Origin of the sequence: Corynebacterium sp. MSK008, from assembly GCF_030232585.1 — a bacterium.
In the GTDB taxonomy this organism is placed as follows: domain Bacteria; phylum Actinomycetota; class Actinomycetes; order Mycobacteriales; family Mycobacteriaceae; genus Corynebacterium.
The window spans coordinates 1-16,856 of record NZ_JASPJX010000002.1; the positions used below are offsets into that span (position 1 = coordinate 1).

The following is a 16,856-nucleotide window of genomic DNA, read 5'->3' on the forward strand; positions in this document are numbered from 1 at the left end:
AGAACAAAAACAACTGGGATGCCGGTCCGTCCAACATGTCGCGACTCATGCGTCAAGCATGACGCGACTCATGACATTGGTGCGCCCGGAGGGATTCGAACCCCCAACCTTCTGATCCGTAGTCAGATGCTCTATCCGTTGAGCTACGGGCGCGTATTCAGTTCGTTGCCGTGTGGACAACGAAGAAGAACATTACACCCGGGTGAACTCACCGCCAAAACCGCAGGCCAAACCAGCAAACATCCCCCAAACACAACTCCAACTACAACCCCAGCACCGACTTCGCAATCACGAAGTAGATAACCAGACCGGTCGCGTCGCAGAAGGTGGAGATGAACGGGTTGGAAAATACCGCGGGGTCCGCGCCGACGCTTTTAGCAATGATCGGCATCATGCCGCCGACGGTCGCAGACATAGTGCAGACACAAAATAGTGTGCTTCCTATCACAATCCCGATTTCTTGGCCGAAAACGGCCCACGCGATGGCCAATCCGAGCACGCCCAGCACTGCTCCGAGCGTCGCGCCTACCCGCAGCTCGCGCCACATGACTTTCAGGATGTCGCCTTTGGTGACGTCGTCAAGCGCAAGTGCCCTTGTCACCGTCGTAGCCGCCTGGTTGCCGGTGTTGCCGCCGGTGCCGGTGAGCAGCGGGATGAACAGCGACAGTACGGTCACCTGCGCGAGCGTGTCCTCGAAAATGCCCAGGACCTGCACAGTCAAGATCGCAGAGAGCGCCAGCACCAGCAGCCACACGATTCGCGAGCGCACCAGCTTCAGCACCGGGGTCGACAGGTACGGCTGCTTCAGCGACTCAGCGCCACCCTGGCGCGCGGAGTCCTCGCTGTCGGCGTGCTCGACAATGTCGGCGGCCTCGTCGTGGGTGAAAATACCCACGAGGCGGTTGCCGTCGTCGACCACGGGGAACGCGAGCAGCCCTGAGGAGAGCAGGCGGCGCGCGGCGTCCTCGGCGTCGTCACTGACTTGCACCGACGGACGCTCGCGCATCACGTCACCGACGCGCGCGTCCGGCGCTGCCTTGAACAGGTCCCGCAGCCCCACCACGCCGCACAGCGTGCGCTCCGGATCCACCACGGCGATGGTGTACACGGTCTCCAGGTCATCCGCATTCGCCCGCAGCTTCTCGACGACCTCCCGCACCCCCTCACCAGGACCAACCGCCGCCACATTGGGGCTCATCGCGCGGCCGACCGAGCCCTTCTCGTAGCCCAGAATGAGGTTAGTGTCCGCGCGGGCGTCCTCGTCCAGATCCCCCAGGAACCGCTCCGCGATCTCCGCGGGCATGTTGTCCAGCATGCGCACGCGGTCCTCCGCACCCAGCGCGCTGAACAGCCCGGCGACATCCTCGCTGCCGAGCTCTTCAACAATCTCCGCCTGGTGGGCGGGATCCAACGCGTCGAACGCCGCAGCCGCACGCTCCGGCGGCAGCAGGCGGATCAGCACAGCACCGCGTTTCGACGGCTGCCGCTCCACCACGTACACCACATCGTGCAACGGGATATCCGCCAGCTCCTCGTGGAGCCCGTCCAAGTCGCCGGAGTCCAACCGGTGCCGGTTCAGTTGCTTTTCCAGATGCGCGATCGCCGCCGCGTTGGCCGTAGTCACACGGCGAGCGTACCCAGACTGAAAATTTTTTCGCGAGAAAGCACCGATTCTTGGCGAGTGTATGTAAAGATCTACGCGAGATTTGCGATACGTGTCATATATCGCTGACGTTTCCCTGAATACTCCTGGAGGAGCCACCATGGCCAAGTCCATTCGTTCCCGCCGCACCGCCATCGCGGCGGGCGCCCTATCCCTTGCCCTCGTGGCACCGTTCATCTCCCCGGTCCAGGCCCAGGAAACGGCCACCGAGTCCACTACTGAGGCCGCTGCCGAGCCCACCACCACTGAGGCAACCCCGACCACGCCGACGAGTGATGCTGAGCCGGCGCCGGCGGAGCAGCCGTCGACAAGCGAGGGCACCACCGCAACCACCTTCGAGCCGCGCTTCGACACCGCGAACTTCTGGAACACCACCGAGGCAGTGGTAGAAAGGCTGCAGCTGCAGCCGGGCGACATCGTCGCACCGCGCGCAAACACCATCTTCAACTGGAAGTTCCGCAACGACAACGGCACGCTGACCCTGATCCGCCCGCAGTCCGCGACAGCGTTCCGTACCGGTGCACAAGACATCCCCGTGCGGGTCACCCCGGCGAACGGTCCGGCGTTTACCACTACCCTGCGTGTCAACATCATCGACGAGCGCCCGGGCTCCGAATGGGAAAAACAGCTGGATACTCGCTACGAGGTGGATTTTGAGAAGTCCACCTCCGCGAAGCCCGTGGCGGACCTCACCCTGCCGGAGGGCGTGACCGTGTCCAAGAACGGCGCCGCTCTGCCGACTGGCTGGACCGTCTCCAACGACGGCACCACCATCCGCGTCACCCCACCGACCACGTTCAAGGAAGGCGACTTCGACCTTCCAATCAAGGTGAACGACGGCACTGACACGTTCGATGCGACCCTGAAGATCGCGGCCAAGAACCCGTCGAAGACACCCGCGGAGACGGCGGGCACTGTCGCAGACATTCTCGGCCCTGTCCTGGGCGGCCTGATTGGGGCTGGCACCGGCGGCGGGCTAATTGGCAACATCATCGGGGGTCTCACCGGTGGCGGAAGCGGCGGCGGCGAGGGCGAAACCGGCGGTGGAACTGGCCGCTTGATCAACGTTGTGATCACCAACAACGCGAACCCGTCGAACATCGGCAACAACAACGGCAGCCCGAACGTGGTCATCACCGACAACGTCAACCCGCGGGACAACTTTTCCAATAATGGCAACCCCAACGTAGTGATCACTAATAACGCGAACCCGTCGGTGGTAATCACCGGCAACGCGAACCCGACCGTCGAAATCAAGGACAACCTGTCCAACAACGGCAACCCGTCCGTGGTCGTCACCGGCAATGCGAACCCGGTGATCACGGGCAACGCCAACCCGGTCATCACGGGCAACGCCAACCCGGTCATCACGGGCAACGCGAACCCGGTCATCACCGGTAACGCCAACGACAATGGTTCCAACAATTCGGTCGTAGTCACCGACAATGCGAATCCCGTGGTCACGAACAACGCCAACAACAACGGCAATGACAACTTCCGGGACGCCGGCTCGAACAACTCCGTCGTGGTCACCAACAACGCCAACCCGGTCATCACGGGCAATGCGAACGACAACTTCCGGGACGCTGGCTCGAACAACTCCGTCGTGGTGACCGACAACGTCAACCCGATTGTCAGCGACAACGCCAACAACAACAGCCTCATCGCTACCGGCAACGCGAACCCGGAGGTGCTCGTCACTGGCAACGCCAACGGCGGCTTGCTGGGCGTCGGTTCCTCCCGTAAGCGTAACGGCGAGGGCACGGGCGGCAACCACCTCGTTGATGCCAACGTCGGCGTCGACGGCGGTTCCTCCGACCCGCGCTGCATCGCTTCCCTGGTGGGCCTGGGTCTGCCGTTGGTTGTTCTGATCCCGCTTGTGCTGGCCGGCCAGGTTAACGTCCCGGGCCTGAACGACACTGCCAAGCAGGCGGAGCGCGCATTCGACGACGCTGCACGTCAGTTCAACGTCGAGCCCGCACAGCTCACTGCCGCTGGTGGCGCAGCCGCGGGTGTGGTAGCCGCCCTGCTCGTGACCGCCGTTGTCCGCACGTGCATCCCGCAAATTAACGGCGTCGATGTCACCATCGGCGGCAGCAGCAACAACGCCCCGGCTGAGACCGTCGCCGCCCCGGTGGTGGACACCCGCCAGAGCTAGTACGGCCACCTGATAGCCCCGCCCCGGCGGGGCTTTTCTGTTGGAGGACCCGACACATCACGGCGGAATCTGTCAGAGCGCCCTCATACCCCCAGGTCGTCGCAAACGGCTGCCGTAATCTGTCAGGACTCGCCCCCAAACACACCCACAAACGCCGAAAACCCCCGCCAAGCAGGGGTTTCCGCACGAAAGACAAGAGTGCGCCCGGAGGGATTCGAACCCCCAACCTTCTGATCCGTAGTCAGATGCTCTATCCGTTGAGCTACGGGCGCGTGGCGGAGATGACAGGATTTGAACCTGCGGCCCCCGTCAAGGGGGCAACTCCTTAGCAGGGAGCCCCATTCGGCCACTCTGGCACATCTCCAGACCTTGCTCCACATTACTCTGTCGCCTCCGCGCGTCCAAATACACCCCGAAACCACGAGGGCGAAATCCGTATACTCGGCTACATGAAAATCCACACGTGGCTCACCTCCGGCCTCGCCGCCCGCGATACTTCCAATGACCCGTCTGACTACCTCGTTTGGTTCCCAGCCAAGCTGGATTCGCTTACTGTTGGCCCGCTGGTCGGCGAGAGCGCGTCCGTGCCGTTCTATTTCACCCCGAAGACTTCCGCGCTGGCCAAGTCCGCGGATGGCATTGTCCTCCTCGGCGTCCCTCTCGGCGATTTGGAGGGCTCGTGGCGCGCGGACAACCTCGGCAGCTCCACCGAGTCCATCTCGGAGGTCGCGGGCCTGCTCGGCGAGAACTTCGCGTACCGCAACGACGGCGCCGCGGTGGTGCAGCTGCGCGGCGAGTTCCCGATTGAGAAGGTGCAGGTCGTCGCCGGCCAGAATCGTCCGGATACGAAGCGAGCAAAGGATTTGCTCATCGACGTCCCTTCAGACTTCCCCGGCACCCGCCAATTCCACACCATGCCAGAGCTGTTCCCGGACGAGATCGTCTAACCCACACCGGCAATAGAAAAACCGGCCAGGTGAAGCACCTGGCCGGTTTTTCGTCGTTAGGCAGCTGCTACGCCGCGCCCTTGGCGGACGAGCCGCCGATGGAGGGAAACCGGAAGGCGTCGTTAAGCAAAGGCCCCCGAAAAGTAATTGGCGGAGACGAGGGGATTTGAACCCCTGGAGGGATTAACCTCGCCGGTTTTCAAGACCGGTGCATTCGGCCGCTCTGCCACGTCTCCAACTCGAAGCAGTCTAACGTAGCCTGGCCGCATGAAAGCAATCAATGAGGAACTGAAGCTTATCGACGTCGCTACGCCCGACCTCCGCGACGGTGAAGTCCTGGTCAAGGTCGTCGCCGCCGGCGTGAACCGCGGCGATCTGATGCAGGCCGCCGGGAAGTACCCGCCGCCGAAGGGCGAGTCCGAGATTATGGGGCTGGAGTGCGCGGGTGTGATCGTGGACCCGGGCACGACTGGCCGCAAGGAAGGCGAGGAGGTCGGCTGCCTGCTCGCCGGCGGCGGCTACGCGGAGTACGTGGCGGTGCCGGAGGGCCAGCTCACGCCGATCCCGGAAGGCCTGACGGTTGAGGAGACCGCCGGCGTGGTCGAGGTGGCGTGCACGGTGTGGTCGAACTTGGGCATGGTGGCCGGGATTGCTAAAGGCGACCGCGTGCTCATCCACGGCGGCGCGGGCGGCATCGGCTCCTTTGCCATCCAGATGTGCAAGGCGCTCGGCTGCGAGGTCGCGGTGACTGCCGGAAGCCAAGAGAAGCTCGAGTACTGCCGCGAGCTCGGCGCCGACATCCTGATCAACTACAAGGAGCAGGACTTCGCCGAGGAGCTGCCTGGGTGGGCCGACGCGATCCTGGACGTGGTTGGCGGGCCGTACCTGGAACAGAACATCAAGACGCTGAACACGGACGGCCACCTCATCGTCATCGCGGTGCAGGGCGGGCCGAAGGGCACCCTGTCGCTGGGCCGGATGATGCCGCGGCGCCTGTCCGTCACCGCGACGACCCTGCGCGCACGCCCCCGGCCGATGAAGGCGTCGATTGTCGCCTCCACGGTGGAAAATGTGTGGCCGCTGATCGAGTCCGGCAAGATCGCCCCGAACATCTCCGAGCGCTTCCCGCTCGAAGACGCAAAGAAGGCCCACGAGCACCTGGATTCCGGCGACAACACGGGGAAAATCATCCTGACGGTTTAGGCCAAAGACGCCACCGTCCGCACCAGCTGCTCGATGTCGTTTTGGGTGTTAAACGGCGACATGGCGATGGTCACGGCGCCGCCCATGTCGGCGACGCCCATGTCGTCGAGAAGCGGTGTGGCGCACGTCTTTGTGGCCACGATGCCGTTGGCGAGCAGCCGCTGCAGCACAGTTTCGCTGGGCACGCCCGTCACGCCGAACGCCAGGCGCGGGATGCGCTCGACGCGCGCGTCCTCGGCCGCCTCGCCGCTCACGCCGACGATGTGCACTGCGGGCAGGGTGCCCAGAAACGTGTGCAGGTCGTCCCGCAGGCCGTTGAGGTAGGCGGTGGTCGCGTCCAGGGAGTGCTTCAGGCGGTTGCGCCGGGTCGCACGGCCGGTGAAGCCCTCGACCAGGGAGGCATAGTGGTCCACCACCGCCGGCACCGCGCCCGCCAGGCCCTGGGAGACCTCCAGGTCCAGCGCCTCCATGTCCAGGCGCTTGAACATCGCGGAGTCGCGGAAGATCAGTGCAGCGATGTCCGGCCCGCCCAGCTGAGCGATGTCCACCGCGGCCACGTCCGCGCCCCAGGCCTCGAGGTCAACGGGGCGGTAGGGGACGTACGCCGTGGCGTCCACAAGCACCCACGCCCTCGACTTCGCGCGCACAGCCTCCGCGATGTCGGCCACCCGCACCACGTTGCCCAGCTCCGCGTGCGCCGCCGGCACGGACACCAGGCGGGTGGAGCCGTCCGCGATCTCGCTGTACTGCCACGCCGGCAGATCGCCGGTGGCCAGGTCCGCCTGCGCCCACACCTCATCCAACCCGGCGCGCTGCAGGCGCTTGGTCAGGTGCGGGCGGTCCAGCGGGTTCAGCACCACGGAGGAGTTGCGGCGCAGCATCGGCTTCATCGCGTTGACCAGCGCCGAGTACAGCGCAGGCACGCTCGGGCCGAGCACCACCTGATCCGCCGTCACGCCGGTCAGATCCGCGATGGCCACCCGCGCCGCCTCCGGGTACTGCACGCCCTCCGGCTGGCCCAGCGCCTCCTTGGAGTGCGAGCCCAGCACCGGCTCCGGCGGCGGCACCAACGCCGCGCTGCGGAAGCTTCTCGAGACCGCCGTGGCCACCTTCTCCGGCACCTGCGGCTGCGTGTGGGCGTTCAGGTACGTCCAGCCGCTACCGAGCGATGTGTAGAGCCCGCGCACTCCCCACACGTCATATGCCACGGCCGACCTCCCTTCAGGCAAGAATGTCCTAATTATGCACGCCCGTCCGACACGGCGCACACCGCCAGCTCGGGTGCGCAAATACAGTGCACTAGGGTGATCTGCGTGCACAACCAAGAACAGCTGCGCCAAGACGTCGCCCGCATGACCAGCCCTCCGGGCGAAGACACGCCGCCGTCGAAGTCCAAGACCTTCCGGCGCGCGTTCGACGACCTCATCCGCGGCTGGGGCCAGCACGAACTCTGGCTGCAACTGGGATGGCAGGACATCAAGCAGCGGTATAAGAGGTCCACCCTCGGCCCGCTCTGGATCACCATCGCCACCGGTGTGATGTCGCTGGCGCTGGGCTTGCTCTACTCCATGCTGTTCCAGATCGACGTCGCAGATTTTCTCCCGCACGTCACCGTCGGCTTCATCGTCTGGGGCTTCATCTCCGGCTGCATCAAGGACGGCGCGAACGTCTTCATCGAAAACGAAGGCCTAATCAAACAGCTCCCCTCTGCGTTAAGCGTGCACGTGTACCGCCTGGTGTGGCGCCAACTACTGTTTTTGGCGCACAACATGGTGATCTGGCTGTTGTTGGTGCTGATCTTCCGCATCCCGCTGACCCTGCACACACTGCTCTTCATCCCCGGCCTGGCCCTGCTTGTGGTCAACGGCGTGTGGGTGGCCATGTTCTTCGGCATGGTGGCCACCCGTTTCCGCGACGTCGCCCCGCTGCTGGAAGCCCTGGTGCAGCTGCTGTTCTACGTCACCCCGATCGTCTGGACCACCCGCACCCTCAAGGACCAGGGCGGCGAGGTAGCCCAGCGCGCCATGCTCGCCGAGGTCAACCCCCTCTACCACTACCTCGAGATCGTGCGCGCCCCGCTTATCGACGAACCGTTGGCCACCTACCACTGGGGCATCGTCCTCGCCTGCACCGTCGCCGGCGTCCTGATCACCCTGCTTGCCATGAAGCGCTGGCGCTTCCGCGTGCCGTACTGGGTTTAGGAGTTTAGGAGTTTCACATGGTTTCCATCGACACCTACAACGCCTGCGTCGACTTCCCCATCTTCGACGCCAAGTCCCGTTCCCTGAAGAAGGCCGTGATGTCTTCCGCCGGCGGCAAGATCGGCCAGAACGCCTCCAACACCGTGGTCGTCGAGGCGCTGCGCGACATTAACCTGCACTTGCGGGAGGGTGACCGCGTCGGCTTGGTCGGCCACAACGGCGCAGGTAAATCGACCCTGCTGCGCCTGCTCTCGGGCATCTACGAACCCACCCGCGGCGTCGCGGACGTGCGCGGCCGCGTCGCCCCCGTCTTCGACCTTGGTGTGGGCATGGACCCGGAGATCTCCGGCTACGAAAACATCATCATCCGCGGCCTGTTCCTGGGCCAGACGCGCAAGCAGATGAAGGCGAAGATGGACGAAATCGCCGAGTTTTCCGAGCTCGGCGACTACCTCAACATGCCCCTTCGCACCTACTCCACCGGCATGCGCGTCAGGTTGGCGCTCGGCGTGGTCACCTCCATCGAGCCGGAGATCCTGTTGCTCGACGAGGGCATCGGCGCCGTCGACGCCGCCTTCATGGCCAAAGCCCGCGTCCGGCTCGCCGAGATGGTGGAGCGCTCCGGCATCCTGGTCTTCGCCTCCCACTCCAACGACTTCTTGGCCCAGCTATGCAACACCGCCCTGTGGGTGGACAAGGGCGAAATCCGGGAGGCCGGCCTGGTCGCCGATGTCGTGGGCGCCTACGAGGGGCCCGAGACCGGCGAGTACGTCGCCGAGCTGGTGGAGCGGTTCCACGGTGATGACACTTCACGGCCGAATCTGTCAGACGGCCCCTAAACCCCCAGGTCACCGCAAACCGCCGGCGTAATCTGTCAGGACTGGAGCTTGCGGATCAGCGCCACGAGCTTCTCCACAAACTTGTGCAACGACGCCGTAGTGAAGCGGAGCACCCGCCACCCGCAAATGGTGAGATCGGAGTTTATTTCGGCGTCTTTGTGCCACTGCTTCGCCTCGCCGTGGTGGGCGCCGTCGTACATGATCCCGATCCCGAGCTCCGGGATCGCCAGGTCAAACGTGGTCACGATCTTGCCGCCGTCCCGGACAACGACTTGCTCCTCCAGCCGCAGCCCGAACTCGTCGCACACCATCTGGGCGAGTAGGCGCATTTCGGTCTCTTTTGGCGAGTCCGCCAGCTTGCTGGACTTCGCAAGCGCGCGGGTAAGCCACCGCTTGCACACCGTCCCTGAGCTCGCCTGCAGGATGTCCACCGGGTCAATGCCCAGGTGGCGCCGCACACAGTCAATGAGAGTGATCGCTTCAACAAGGTCCATGCTGTGCCCGGCGAAGGTGGGGCCATTGCTTTGCGACGTCCTCCGGATCTCCCTCAGCACCTGCGCCGTCGCCGCCGCTGGGTTGGCCACCTGCAGCGCATGCCCGTAGTGCCGGACCTGCCAAACGTGCTCGGGTTTGCACCCCCGGCGCACGATCGACGGCTTGGAGATGTTGCCGTTTGAGTTGCGTTCCGCGGATGGGTCCATGAGCACAGTGTCCTTGCCCTCCACCCGGTACCTGAGTCCGTACAGGGCGAGCGCGCCATGGGCGAGGACCACGGTGGAGGGGTTTTCTATGCCGAAGGCGGCGGCACGGTACGCGGCGGGGACTTGGTAGATCACTCCCCGCGGGTGGTTTCGCGAGTCCGCGCGGGCTAACTCGTAGGATCTCTGCTCCCTCGCGAGCATGTGGAATCTCGCGCTTACCTGCATCGTTTGCATCCCCTGGGGCAGGTTCCCGGCGGGGAGCAGACTGTTCTCTGGACCGACATTCATCCCGTCATACAAATTCACCATGCCTACTTAGACGTGAAGAATGCGCGTTTGGATCCCTCGGGCACAATAAAAGGCATGACTGCGTTGAATCCGAACGGCACGACCGCCGCCGTGATTGTCACCCACCGTCGCGTTGACCTGCTGGAACATTCCTTGGAGCAGGTGGTCAGCCAGACGCATCCGGTGGATTGGGTGATTGTGGTGGACAACGGGGCGCAACAAGAGGTGCAGAAGCTTCTCGACGACCTCGCGGCCGACCGCGCCGTCTACCTCCCATCCAAAACGAATCTGGGTGGCGCGGGCGGGTTCGCCTACGGATTCCTGCACGCCCTGGCCCTGGGCGCAGACGCGATCTGGTGCGCGGACGACGACGGCCGCCCCAAAGATGAACACGTCCTGGCAGAGCTGTACCGAGTCGCAGACAAGCACCAGCTGGCGGAGGTTTCCCCGGTGGTGGCCAACATCGACGACCCGGAGAAGCTGGCCTTCCCGCTACGCCAGGGCACCACCTGGCACCGCCGCGTAGATGAGCTCGAAGGCGACTTCCTGCCCCAGTACGCGAGCCTGTTCAACGGCGCGCTGATCTCGGCAAAGGCCATGGAGCGCATCGGTGTGCCGGACTACCGCCTGTTCATTCGGGGCGACGAGGTGGAGTACCACCGTCGTCTGGCGCAAAGCGGCCTGAAATACGGCACCGCGCTGACCACGTTCTACCTGCACCCGGACGGCTCGGGCGAGTTCCACCCGATCATGGGCGGGCGCGCCCACGCGCAGTTTCCGGACAACCCCACTAAGCGGTATTTCACGTACCGGAACCGCGGCTACATTATTAACCAGCGTGGCATGAAGAAGATGCAGCTGCAGGAGGTGGTGCGCTTCGGCTGGTTCTTCCTGCTGGAGAAGAAGGACCCGAAGGGCTTCTTCCAATGGCTGAAGCTGCTGCGCCGGGGCGCGCGCGAGGACTTTAGGCGGCCATAGTCTTCTTGGCTTCGCGGAAGATCAGGTGGCGTTGCAGCTCAAAGTTGACCACGGTGGCCACGCCCTGGGCGATAACAAAGGACACGAGGTTCTTCCACGGGTTGACCAGGCCCAGCGACGTCAGTGGCGAGTCCGTGATGCGCCACAGCACCATCTGCACCGCAAACGTCACGGCGTAGAGCACGAACACCGCCCCGGCTTTCTTCGCGTTGATCTTGGCGTTGAAGGAGAACTTGGAGTTGAGCACGTACGCGGCGAGCGTGCCGAAGACCCAGCCCACGGCCTTGGCAAAGTCGCGCTGCCACCCCAGCAACTCGTCGAGGGTGTGGGTGATGCCGAAGTCGATGACTGCGCAGCCCACGCCGACCAAGAGGAAGGGCACGAGCTGCTGTTTCAGGGTAGAACTTGAAGCCACGGGCGAATACCCTACCCTCGCATGAGCTGGCGGTAGATATCCAACATCTCCGCCGCGCTCCTTTCGCCGCCGATTTCATCCAGCGAAGCGAGCGACTCTGCGCACAGCCCCCGGATCTCCCCCATGGACAACGCACCATGGCCCAGCGAGGCGAAGATGCTCTCCGCGATGTGCGCTGTCTCCCCGCCCGCGCAGCAGGTCAGCGCGAACACCAGGGACCAAAAGGCATCGCGCTCCAACCGCCCGGACTCCACCGGCAGCGCCTCAATCCGCGGCCCGGAACCCACATCGAGCGCTTGCAGCAGCGGTGCGAAGTCGTGCCCGCGCGCCCGCGCCATGAACTCGCGCACCTCCGCGCGCAGCCCGGGCACCTCCACCTCCCCCATCAGCCGGGCGTTGACTGCGCCGATGTCGAAGGGCACCGGCCCGAACGATCCGGAGCCCGCCACGCACACGGACGGCGGCGTGGACTCGTCGCGCGGGTACACGTTGGCCAACTGCATCTCGAAGGACCACAAGCCTTTGGAGAAGTGGGCGGAATCGCCGGGGGACTTTAGGACGTCGCAAAGCAAACGCTCCTGGGGCGCATCCGCACCCACACCCTCGACGCCGAAGACCTCCCCCACGATCTCGCAGCACTCCGCGATGGTCGCGTCCTCGTCGATGCCCACCCACCGGTACACAACCTCATCCGACACCAGGCCAACGCGCACAAGCAGCGTCGCACCAGCCCGGCGCTCGGTGAGGCGGATCACCGGCGCGAGGTGGTCTGAGCGGTAGAGGGTGCTGGACATGGCGCCCAATATAGGCTTTCTTTCCATGAGGAAGCATTACAAAGGCGACGACCCCAACGCGATCCACGAGGCAGCACAGCGTATCGACGCCCCGTTGTCCGACTTCATGGTCCGCCTCATGGCGGAAGAACTGCCTTTCGTGGACTCCAAAGGCCGCACCCGGATCTACGAGATCCTGCGCGAACACAAGGCAGCCGGCAAACCTGTGATTTCCAGCCAAGAAGAGCTCCCCGCGGAGATTCGTAGCATCATGGACCTGTAGTCCGGCGGTAGTGTTGTGGGCATGGAACTGACAACCCAATCCCTCTACGGCTGGGGCCGCACCGCCCCCTCTACCGCACAGGTGTTGTCCACCGCCGACGTTGACACCATCGCCCAGGCAGTCAAGCAGGTGGCCGACGAAAACTCCGAGCTTCCAGAACACAAGCGCCGCGGCATCATCGCCCGCGGCATGGGCCGCTCCTACGGCGACCCCGCCCAAAACGGCGGCGGCCTCGTCGTCGACATGACGCCGCTGAACCGCATCCACTCCATCGACCCGGATACCGGCATCGTCGACGTGGACGCAGGCGTGACCCTGGACCAGCTGATGAAGGCCGCCCTGCCCTACGGCCTGTGGGTCCCGGTGCTGCCCGGCACCCGCCAGGTCACCATCGGCGGTGCCATCGGACCGGACATTCACGGCAAGAACCACCACTCCGCAGGCTCTTTCGGCGACCACGTGCTCTCCATGGAGCTGTTGGTCGCGGACGGCCGCGTGCTGCACCTGGAGCCCACCGGCGAGACGGCCGAGCTGTTCTGGGCCACCGTCGGCGGCATGGGCCTGACCGGCATCATCCTGCGCGCCCGCATCCAGATGACGTTCACGGAGACCGCCTACTTCATCGCGGACACCGACCGCACCGACACGTTGGACGAGACGATCGCGGCCCACTCCGACGGCTCCGAGGTGAACTACACCTACTCCTCGGCCTGGTTCGACGCCATCTCCGCGCCGCCGAAGACCGGCCGCTCCACCATCTCCCGCGGCTCTTTGGCCACCCTGGACCAGCTCAAGGAGTACGCGCCGAAGCTGGCGAAGGACCCGCTGAAGTTCAACGCCCCGCAGCTGATGACAGTGCCGGACATCTTCCCGTCCTGGACCATGAACAAACTGTCGCTGATGGCCATCGGCGAGGCGTACTACCTGATGGGCAAACCCGCGCGTAACCAGGTGCTCAACCTCACGCAGTTCTACCAGCCGCTGGATCTCATCGGCGAGTGGAACCGCGGCTACGGCAAGGCCGGCTTCCTGCAGTACCAGTTCGTCGTGCCCACCGACGCCGTGGAGCCGTTCAAGGACATCATCTACGACATCCAGGCGTCCGGCCACTACACCGCCCTGAACGTGTTCAAGCTGTTCGGCGCGGGCAACCAGGCGCCGCTGTCCTACCCCATGAAGGGCTGGAACGTGTGCGTGGACTTCCCGATTAGGGATGGCCTGAACGAGTTCCTGGACCGCCTGGACGACCAGGTCATGGAGTTCGGCGGCCGCCTCTACCTGGCCAAGGAGTCCCGCACCTCCGCGGAGAAGTTCCACAAGATGTACCCGGGGATGGCCGGCTGGCTGAAGACCCGCCGCGACATCGACCCGACCGGCGTGTTCGCATCCGACATGTCCCGCCGACTCGAGCTGAACTAAGGAGAACCGACCATGTTGAATGCAGTAGGCCAAGCCCAGCACATCCTGCTCCTCGGCGGCACCAGCGAGATCGGCCTCGCCATCGTCGCCGAGCTCGCCTCCCGCGGCGGCAGCCCCACCGTCACCCTGTGCGCGCGCAAGGACTCCCCGCGTATCGACGGCGCGATCTCGGCCGTCCAGCACGCCGGCGCAGGCCACGTGCGCCTCGTCGACTTCGACGCGCTCAATTTCGCCGCCCACCCGGCCGTGCTCGACGCCGCATTCGAGGACGGCGATGTCGACGTTGCCGTGGTCGCCTTTGGCACCCTCGGCGACCAGGAGCAGCTCTGGCAGGACCAGGCAGCGGCCGTCGCGTCCGCGCAGACGAACTTCACCGCCCCGATGTCCGTGGGCGTGCTTTTGGGCCAGCACATGAAGCGTCAGGGCCACGGCACGATCATCGCCCTGTCGTCCGTGGCGGGCCAGCGCGTGCGCCGCTCCAACTTCGTCTACGGCGCCTCCAAGTCCGGCATCGACGGGTTCTACCTGCAGCTCGGCGAGGCGCTCAAGGACGACGGCGTGAAGGTCACCGTGGTCCGCCCCGGCCAGGTGCGCACCAAGATGACCGACGGCCTGGATGAGGCCCCACTCACCGTGAACAAAGAAGACGTGGCCGAGGCCGCCGTCGAGGCGGCGCTGGCCGGCAAGTCCTCCGTGTTCGTGCACAAGCTGTTCGGCCCCATCTCCCTGGTACTGAAGGCCATCCCGGCGCCGATCATGAGCAAGCTGAACTTCTAGTACTGCCCGCATAATTCAGCCGCGATCCGTCCCCGCTGACGGATCGCGGCTGAATTTGTCAGACGGGCCCTATATCCCCAGAACCCTGACTTTTTCTGCCTGAAAGTGTCAGGACCACCTAGTCGTTCGCCCGGCCCATCCCGAGCAGTACCTTCTCGCGCAACCGGCCGGTCCCCAGCACCGCCAGGACGCAACCGATCAGCGCCACCACAACGAGCGCGCCGAACAGCACCAACTTGTCCAGCACATCGACGTGGACCAAGACCATGGCGGTGCCCATCAGGTTGCCCATGCCGAACCCGAGCAGCGCCACCACCAGCATGGGCACCCCAACCTCGCGGGCAGCCACCTTGGTGTGGAAGGCTGCGGGCGCGCCGATGAAGTACAGCGACTTGGTCAGTTGTTTTTGCTCCACCACGCTCAACGCTTGGGTGAGCAGCGTGGACGACACCATCAGCACCGTCGCGAAGACCACGGTGATAGCCACACCGGAGGGGATATCACCCGCGATCATCTTCAGGGCAGGGGCTTCGTCAATTTCAGGTACCGCTGAGAACCAGCCACCAATACCGCCGATAAACGCCACGAAGTAGAGCGCGGTCACGCGCTTCCAAGTGGTTTTGGCGCCGCGGCCCACCCGGCGCGTGGCCACGTAGTTGGCAGCCCCGGGCACCCGGTAGCTCAGCCGCGCGAGCAGCTGGATCACACCGACCGCGATCAGTGCGCTGACGGTGAGAATGCCGCCGGCTACGACCAGCACCACCACGAATTCCAACGCGTCTGCCTCCGGCGCGATGGTCAGCGAACTCAGGTAGCGGTACAGCAGCACCGCACCAACTACCGATAGCGCCAGCGTGACCCAGCTCTGCCCCTTCGGCGGGATTTTCTTGGTCACGCCGAGTGGGGTCACGGCGACTCGTCGCAACGCGAGCCACACGGAGCACGCGGCCAGGATCAGCACCACGATCCACGCGGCGGGGATGACCCACCAGGTGAGCATCTCCCAGGTGCCGACCCGCTTTTCCTGGAACGTCAGCAACGACCATGCGGGGCACGTGACTACGTACAGCACCGAGCCGAGCACCAACCCGACAAACGCCTGGCGCAGCGATTCCAGGATCATCATCCCGCGCACCTCGCCGGCCGTCGCGCCGATGAGGCGAAGCACCGCTAGGTGTTCCTCGCGCCCGCCGAGATTCGCCCTGGCGGCCTGGGTGAGCAGCCCCAACAGGCTCGGCACGAGCAGCACGCTGGCGAACAAGGCGAGGAACACGTACGCCAGTGAGATCGGATCGACCTCCGTGAGCGCCTCGTGCGGGTGCATGTTGCGCGCCACGAACATCCAGGTGCCGCCCATAAGGGTGCACAGCATCCAGGTCGCCACCGTCACCGCAACCAGCGACAGCGCACGCACCCAGCGCTCGCCGATCTGCCGCTGCGAGCGCCCTTCGCTTGTCTGCGACACCGCCGACCGCATCAACGTCACCGCACTCATAACGCCACCTCCGAGTGGATCAGGCCGTCGCGGATCTCAACGCGGCGGCTACACCAATCGGCGATCTTCGGGTCGTGCGTGACCACCACGAGTGCTACACCGAACTTCTGGCACACGGCCACGATTTGCTGCATAACTTCGTGGCCGGTGGCCTGGTCCAACGCCGCCGTCGGCTCGTCAGCGAATACCACAGACGGCGGCCCGGCCAAAGCACGCGCGATGGCTACGCGCTGCCCCTGCCCGCCGGAGAGCTGCCCCGGGTACCGGTCCACATAGGCACCCAGGCCCAGGCGTGTGAGCATGTCAATGGCTTCGTCGTGTGCTTGCGACCGCGGCACCCCGCGCATGATCTGCGGCAGGGCGACGTTTTCGGTGGCGGTCAGCTCCGGCAGCAACTGGCCGTCTTGGAAGATGAAGCCGAAGTGCTCCAGGCGCAGGCGCGAGCGTTCGGCGTCGCTCATTGCGGCTACATCGCGGCCGTCGAACAGCACCTCGCCCTGGTCGGGAACGAGCACGCCGGACATGCAGTGCAGCAGCGTCGATTTACCAGAGCCCGAAGGCCCCATGATGGCCACGGATTCGCCGTCGCCCACCGTCAGACTGATGCCTTCGAGGACCCGCTGCTGGGGGAATGACTTAGTGATGTCTCTGAGTTCAAGCATGGTTTCCATTTCACAGGTGGTCGTCGCTAAGCACTATGGCCCTGACTCCCGAAT

At 64.8% G+C, this 16,856-nt stretch carries 16 protein-coding genes and 4 tRNA genes; 9 read left to right on the forward strand and 11 right to left on the reverse strand.

The annotated features are described in order from the left end of the window. Nucleotides 1-77: 77 nt before the first annotated feature. Nucleotides 78-153: transfer RNA gene (locus tag QP996_RS01670), tRNA-Arg, on the reverse strand. Nucleotides 154-262: 109 nt separating this feature from the next. Further along, the gene (gene mgtE, locus QP996_RS01675; protein WP_502870098.1) at nucleotides 263-1,579 is read right to left on the reverse strand and encodes a magnesium transporter; all 1,317 of its coding nucleotides are present in this window, start codon (nucleotides 1,577-1,579) and stop codon (nucleotides 263-265) included. A gap of 184 nt (nucleotides 1,580-1,763) precedes the next feature. Between mgtE and QP996_RS01680 the strand changes: the two genes are divergently transcribed. Continuing rightward, nucleotides 1,764-3,821, forward strand: a complete 2,058-nt coding sequence (locus QP996_RS01680; protein ID WP_284870915.1) for a hypothetical protein — start codon at nucleotides 1,764-1,766, stop codon at nucleotides 3,819-3,821. Nucleotides 3,822-4,020: 199 nt separating this feature from the next. Here QP996_RS01680 and QP996_RS01685 read toward each other — a convergent pair. After that, nucleotides 4,021-4,093: transfer RNA gene (locus QP996_RS01685), tRNA-Arg, on the reverse strand. A gap of 1 nt (nucleotide 4,094) precedes the next feature. Beyond that, a tRNA-Ser gene (locus QP996_RS01690) sits at nucleotides 4,095-4,185 on the reverse strand. Between the two features lie 85 nt (nucleotides 4,186-4,270). Here QP996_RS01690 and QP996_RS01695 point away from each other — a divergent pair. After that, the gene (locus QP996_RS01695) at nucleotides 4,271-4,768 is read left to right on the forward strand and encodes a hypothetical protein (protein ID WP_284870916.1); all 498 of its coding nucleotides are present in this window, start codon (nucleotides 4,271-4,273) and stop codon (nucleotides 4,766-4,768) included. Nucleotides 4,769-4,916: 148 nt separating this feature from the next. Here the strand turns inward: QP996_RS01695 and QP996_RS01700 are convergent. Beyond that, nucleotides 4,917-5,004 (reverse strand) — tRNA-Ser (locus tag QP996_RS01700). Between the two features lie 31 nt (nucleotides 5,005-5,035). Here QP996_RS01700 and QP996_RS01705 point away from each other — a divergent pair. Beyond that, nucleotides 5,036-5,971, forward strand: coding sequence for an NAD(P)H-quinone oxidoreductase (locus QP996_RS01705; RefSeq protein WP_284870917.1), 936 nt, complete (start codon nucleotides 5,036-5,038; stop codon nucleotides 5,969-5,971). Here QP996_RS01705 and QP996_RS01710 read toward each other — a convergent pair. Further along, entirely contained in the window at nucleotides 5,968-7,179 is a 1,212-nt protein-coding gene (locus tag QP996_RS01710; RefSeq protein ID WP_284870918.1) for an aminotransferase class V-fold PLP-dependent enzyme, read from the reverse strand. The two genes, QP996_RS01705 and QP996_RS01710, sit on opposite strands and share 4 nt — an antisense overlap. Nucleotides 7,180-7,323: 144 nt before the next feature. Between QP996_RS01710 and wzm the strand changes: the two genes are divergently transcribed. Both wzm and wzt read left to right on the forward strand, forming a co-directional pair. After that, a complete protein-coding gene (gene wzm, locus QP996_RS01715; protein WP_284871128.1) occupies nucleotides 7,324-8,172 on the forward strand; it encodes a galactan export ABC transporter permease subunit Wzm/RfbD in 849 nt (282 codons plus the stop codon). A gap of 17 nt (nucleotides 8,173-8,189) precedes the next feature. Continuing rightward, nucleotides 8,190-9,011: a galactan export ABC transporter ATP-binding subunit Wzt/RfbE gene (wzt, locus tag QP996_RS01720; RefSeq protein ID WP_284870919.1), complete on the forward strand. Its 822-nt coding sequence runs from the start codon at nucleotides 8,190-8,192 to the stop codon at nucleotides 9,009-9,011. A gap of 35 nt (nucleotides 9,012-9,046) precedes the next feature. On the opposite strand, the gene QP996_RS01725 is transcribed toward wzt, so the two are convergent. Then, on the reverse strand, nucleotides 9,047-9,847 hold the full coding sequence (locus tag QP996_RS01725) for an endonuclease domain-containing protein (RefSeq protein WP_284870920.1): 801 nt from the start codon (nucleotides 9,845-9,847) through the stop codon (nucleotides 9,047-9,049). Between the two features lie 228 nt (nucleotides 9,848-10,075). Here QP996_RS01725 and glfT1 point away from each other — a divergent pair, with 228 nt between their 5' ends. Continuing rightward, the gene (gene glfT1, locus QP996_RS01730; protein WP_284870921.1) at nucleotides 10,076-10,978 is read left to right on the forward strand and encodes a galactofuranosyltransferase GlfT1; all 903 of its coding nucleotides are present in this window, start codon (nucleotides 10,076-10,078) and stop codon (nucleotides 10,976-10,978) included. On the opposite strand, the gene QP996_RS01735 is transcribed toward glfT1, so the two are convergent. Both QP996_RS01735 and QP996_RS01740 read right to left on the reverse strand, forming a co-directional pair. Continuing rightward, nucleotides 10,965-11,393: a GtrA family protein gene (locus QP996_RS01735; protein WP_284870922.1), complete on the reverse strand. Its 429-nt coding sequence runs from the start codon at nucleotides 11,391-11,393 to the stop codon at nucleotides 10,965-10,967. The genes glfT1 and QP996_RS01735 overlap by 14 nt on opposite strands. An 11-nt stretch (nucleotides 11,394-11,404) precedes the next feature. Beyond that, nucleotides 11,405-12,187, reverse strand: a complete 783-nt coding sequence (locus QP996_RS01740; RefSeq protein ID WP_284870923.1) for a hypothetical protein — start codon at nucleotides 12,185-12,187, stop codon at nucleotides 11,405-11,407. A gap of 25 nt (nucleotides 12,188-12,212) precedes the next feature. On the opposite strand from QP996_RS01740, the gene QP996_RS01745 reads away from it, so the two are divergent. The 3 genes from QP996_RS01745 to dprE2 are packed head-to-tail and all read left to right on the forward strand — an operon-like array spanning nucleotide 12,213 to nucleotide 14,645. Further along, the gene (locus QP996_RS01745) at nucleotides 12,213-12,449 is read left to right on the forward strand and encodes a hypothetical protein (protein ID WP_284870924.1); all 237 of its coding nucleotides are present in this window, start codon (nucleotides 12,213-12,215) and stop codon (nucleotides 12,447-12,449) included. A gap of 21 nt (nucleotides 12,450-12,470) precedes the next feature. Beyond that, nucleotides 12,471-13,868 carry a decaprenylphosphoryl-beta-D-ribose oxidase gene (gene dprE1, locus QP996_RS01750; protein WP_284870925.1) on the forward strand — a complete coding sequence of 466 codons (1,398 nt, stop codon included), beginning with the start codon at nucleotides 12,471-12,473 and terminating at the stop codon, nucleotides 13,866-13,868. A gap of 12 nt (nucleotides 13,869-13,880) precedes the next feature. Beyond that, a complete protein-coding gene (gene dprE2 / locus QP996_RS01755) occupies nucleotides 13,881-14,645 on the forward strand; it encodes a decaprenylphospho-beta-D-erythro-pentofuranosid-2-ulose 2-reductase (protein ID WP_284870926.1) in 765 nt (254 codons plus the stop codon). A gap of 118 nt (nucleotides 14,646-14,763) precedes the next feature. Here the strand turns inward: dprE2 and QP996_RS01760 are convergent, their stop codons facing one another. Both QP996_RS01760 and QP996_RS01765 read right to left on the reverse strand, forming a co-directional pair. Then, a complete protein-coding gene (locus QP996_RS01760; protein ID WP_284870927.1) occupies nucleotides 14,764-16,140 on the reverse strand; it encodes an FtsX-like permease family protein in 1,377 nt (458 codons plus the stop codon). After that, a complete protein-coding gene (locus QP996_RS01765) occupies nucleotides 16,137-16,811 on the reverse strand; it encodes an ABC transporter ATP-binding protein (RefSeq protein WP_284870928.1) in 675 nt (224 codons plus the stop codon). The genes QP996_RS01760 and QP996_RS01765 overlap by 4 nt, the downstream gene beginning before the upstream one ends. Nucleotides 16,812-16,856 lie beyond the last annotated feature (45 nt).

Coding starts and splice junctions, on each gene's coding strand:
- QP996_RS01680 (WP_284870915.1), top strand. CDS start 1,764: ATGGCCAAGTCCATTCGTTCCCGCCGCACCGCCATCGCGGCGGGCGCC.
- QP996_RS01695 (WP_284870916.1), top strand. CDS start 4,271: ATGAAAATCCACACGTGGCTCACCTCCGGCCTCGCCGCCCGCGATACT.
- QP996_RS01705 (WP_284870917.1), top strand. CDS start 5,036: ATGAAAGCAATCAATGAGGAACTGAAGCTTATCGACGTCGCTACGCCC.
- wzm (WP_284871128.1), top strand. CDS start 7,324: ATGACCAGCCCTCCGGGCGAAGACACGCCGCCGTCGAAGTCCAAGACC.
- wzt (WP_284870919.1), top strand. CDS start 8,190: ATGGTTTCCATCGACACCTACAACGCCTGCGTCGACTTCCCCATCTTC.
- glfT1 (WP_284870921.1), top strand. CDS start 10,076: ATGACTGCGTTGAATCCGAACGGCACGACCGCCGCCGTGATTGTCACC.
- QP996_RS01740 (WP_284870923.1), bottom strand. CDS start 12,187: ATGTCCAGCACCCTCTACCGCTCAGACCACCTCGCGCCGGTGATCCGC.
- QP996_RS01745 (WP_284870924.1), top strand. CDS start 12,213: ATGAGGAAGCATTACAAAGGCGACGACCCCAACGCGATCCACGAGGCA.
- dprE1 (WP_284870925.1), top strand. CDS start 12,471: ATGGAACTGACAACCCAATCCCTCTACGGCTGGGGCCGCACCGCCCCC.
- dprE2 (WP_284870926.1), top strand. CDS start 13,881: ATGTTGAATGCAGTAGGCCAAGCCCAGCACATCCTGCTCCTCGGCGGC.
- QP996_RS01760 (WP_284870927.1), bottom strand. CDS start 16,140: ATGAGTGCGGTGACGTTGATGCGGTCGGCGGTGTCGCAGACAAGCGAA.
- QP996_RS01765 (WP_284870928.1), bottom strand. CDS start 16,811: ATGGAAACCATGCTTGAACTCAGAGACATCACTAAGTCATTCCCCCAG.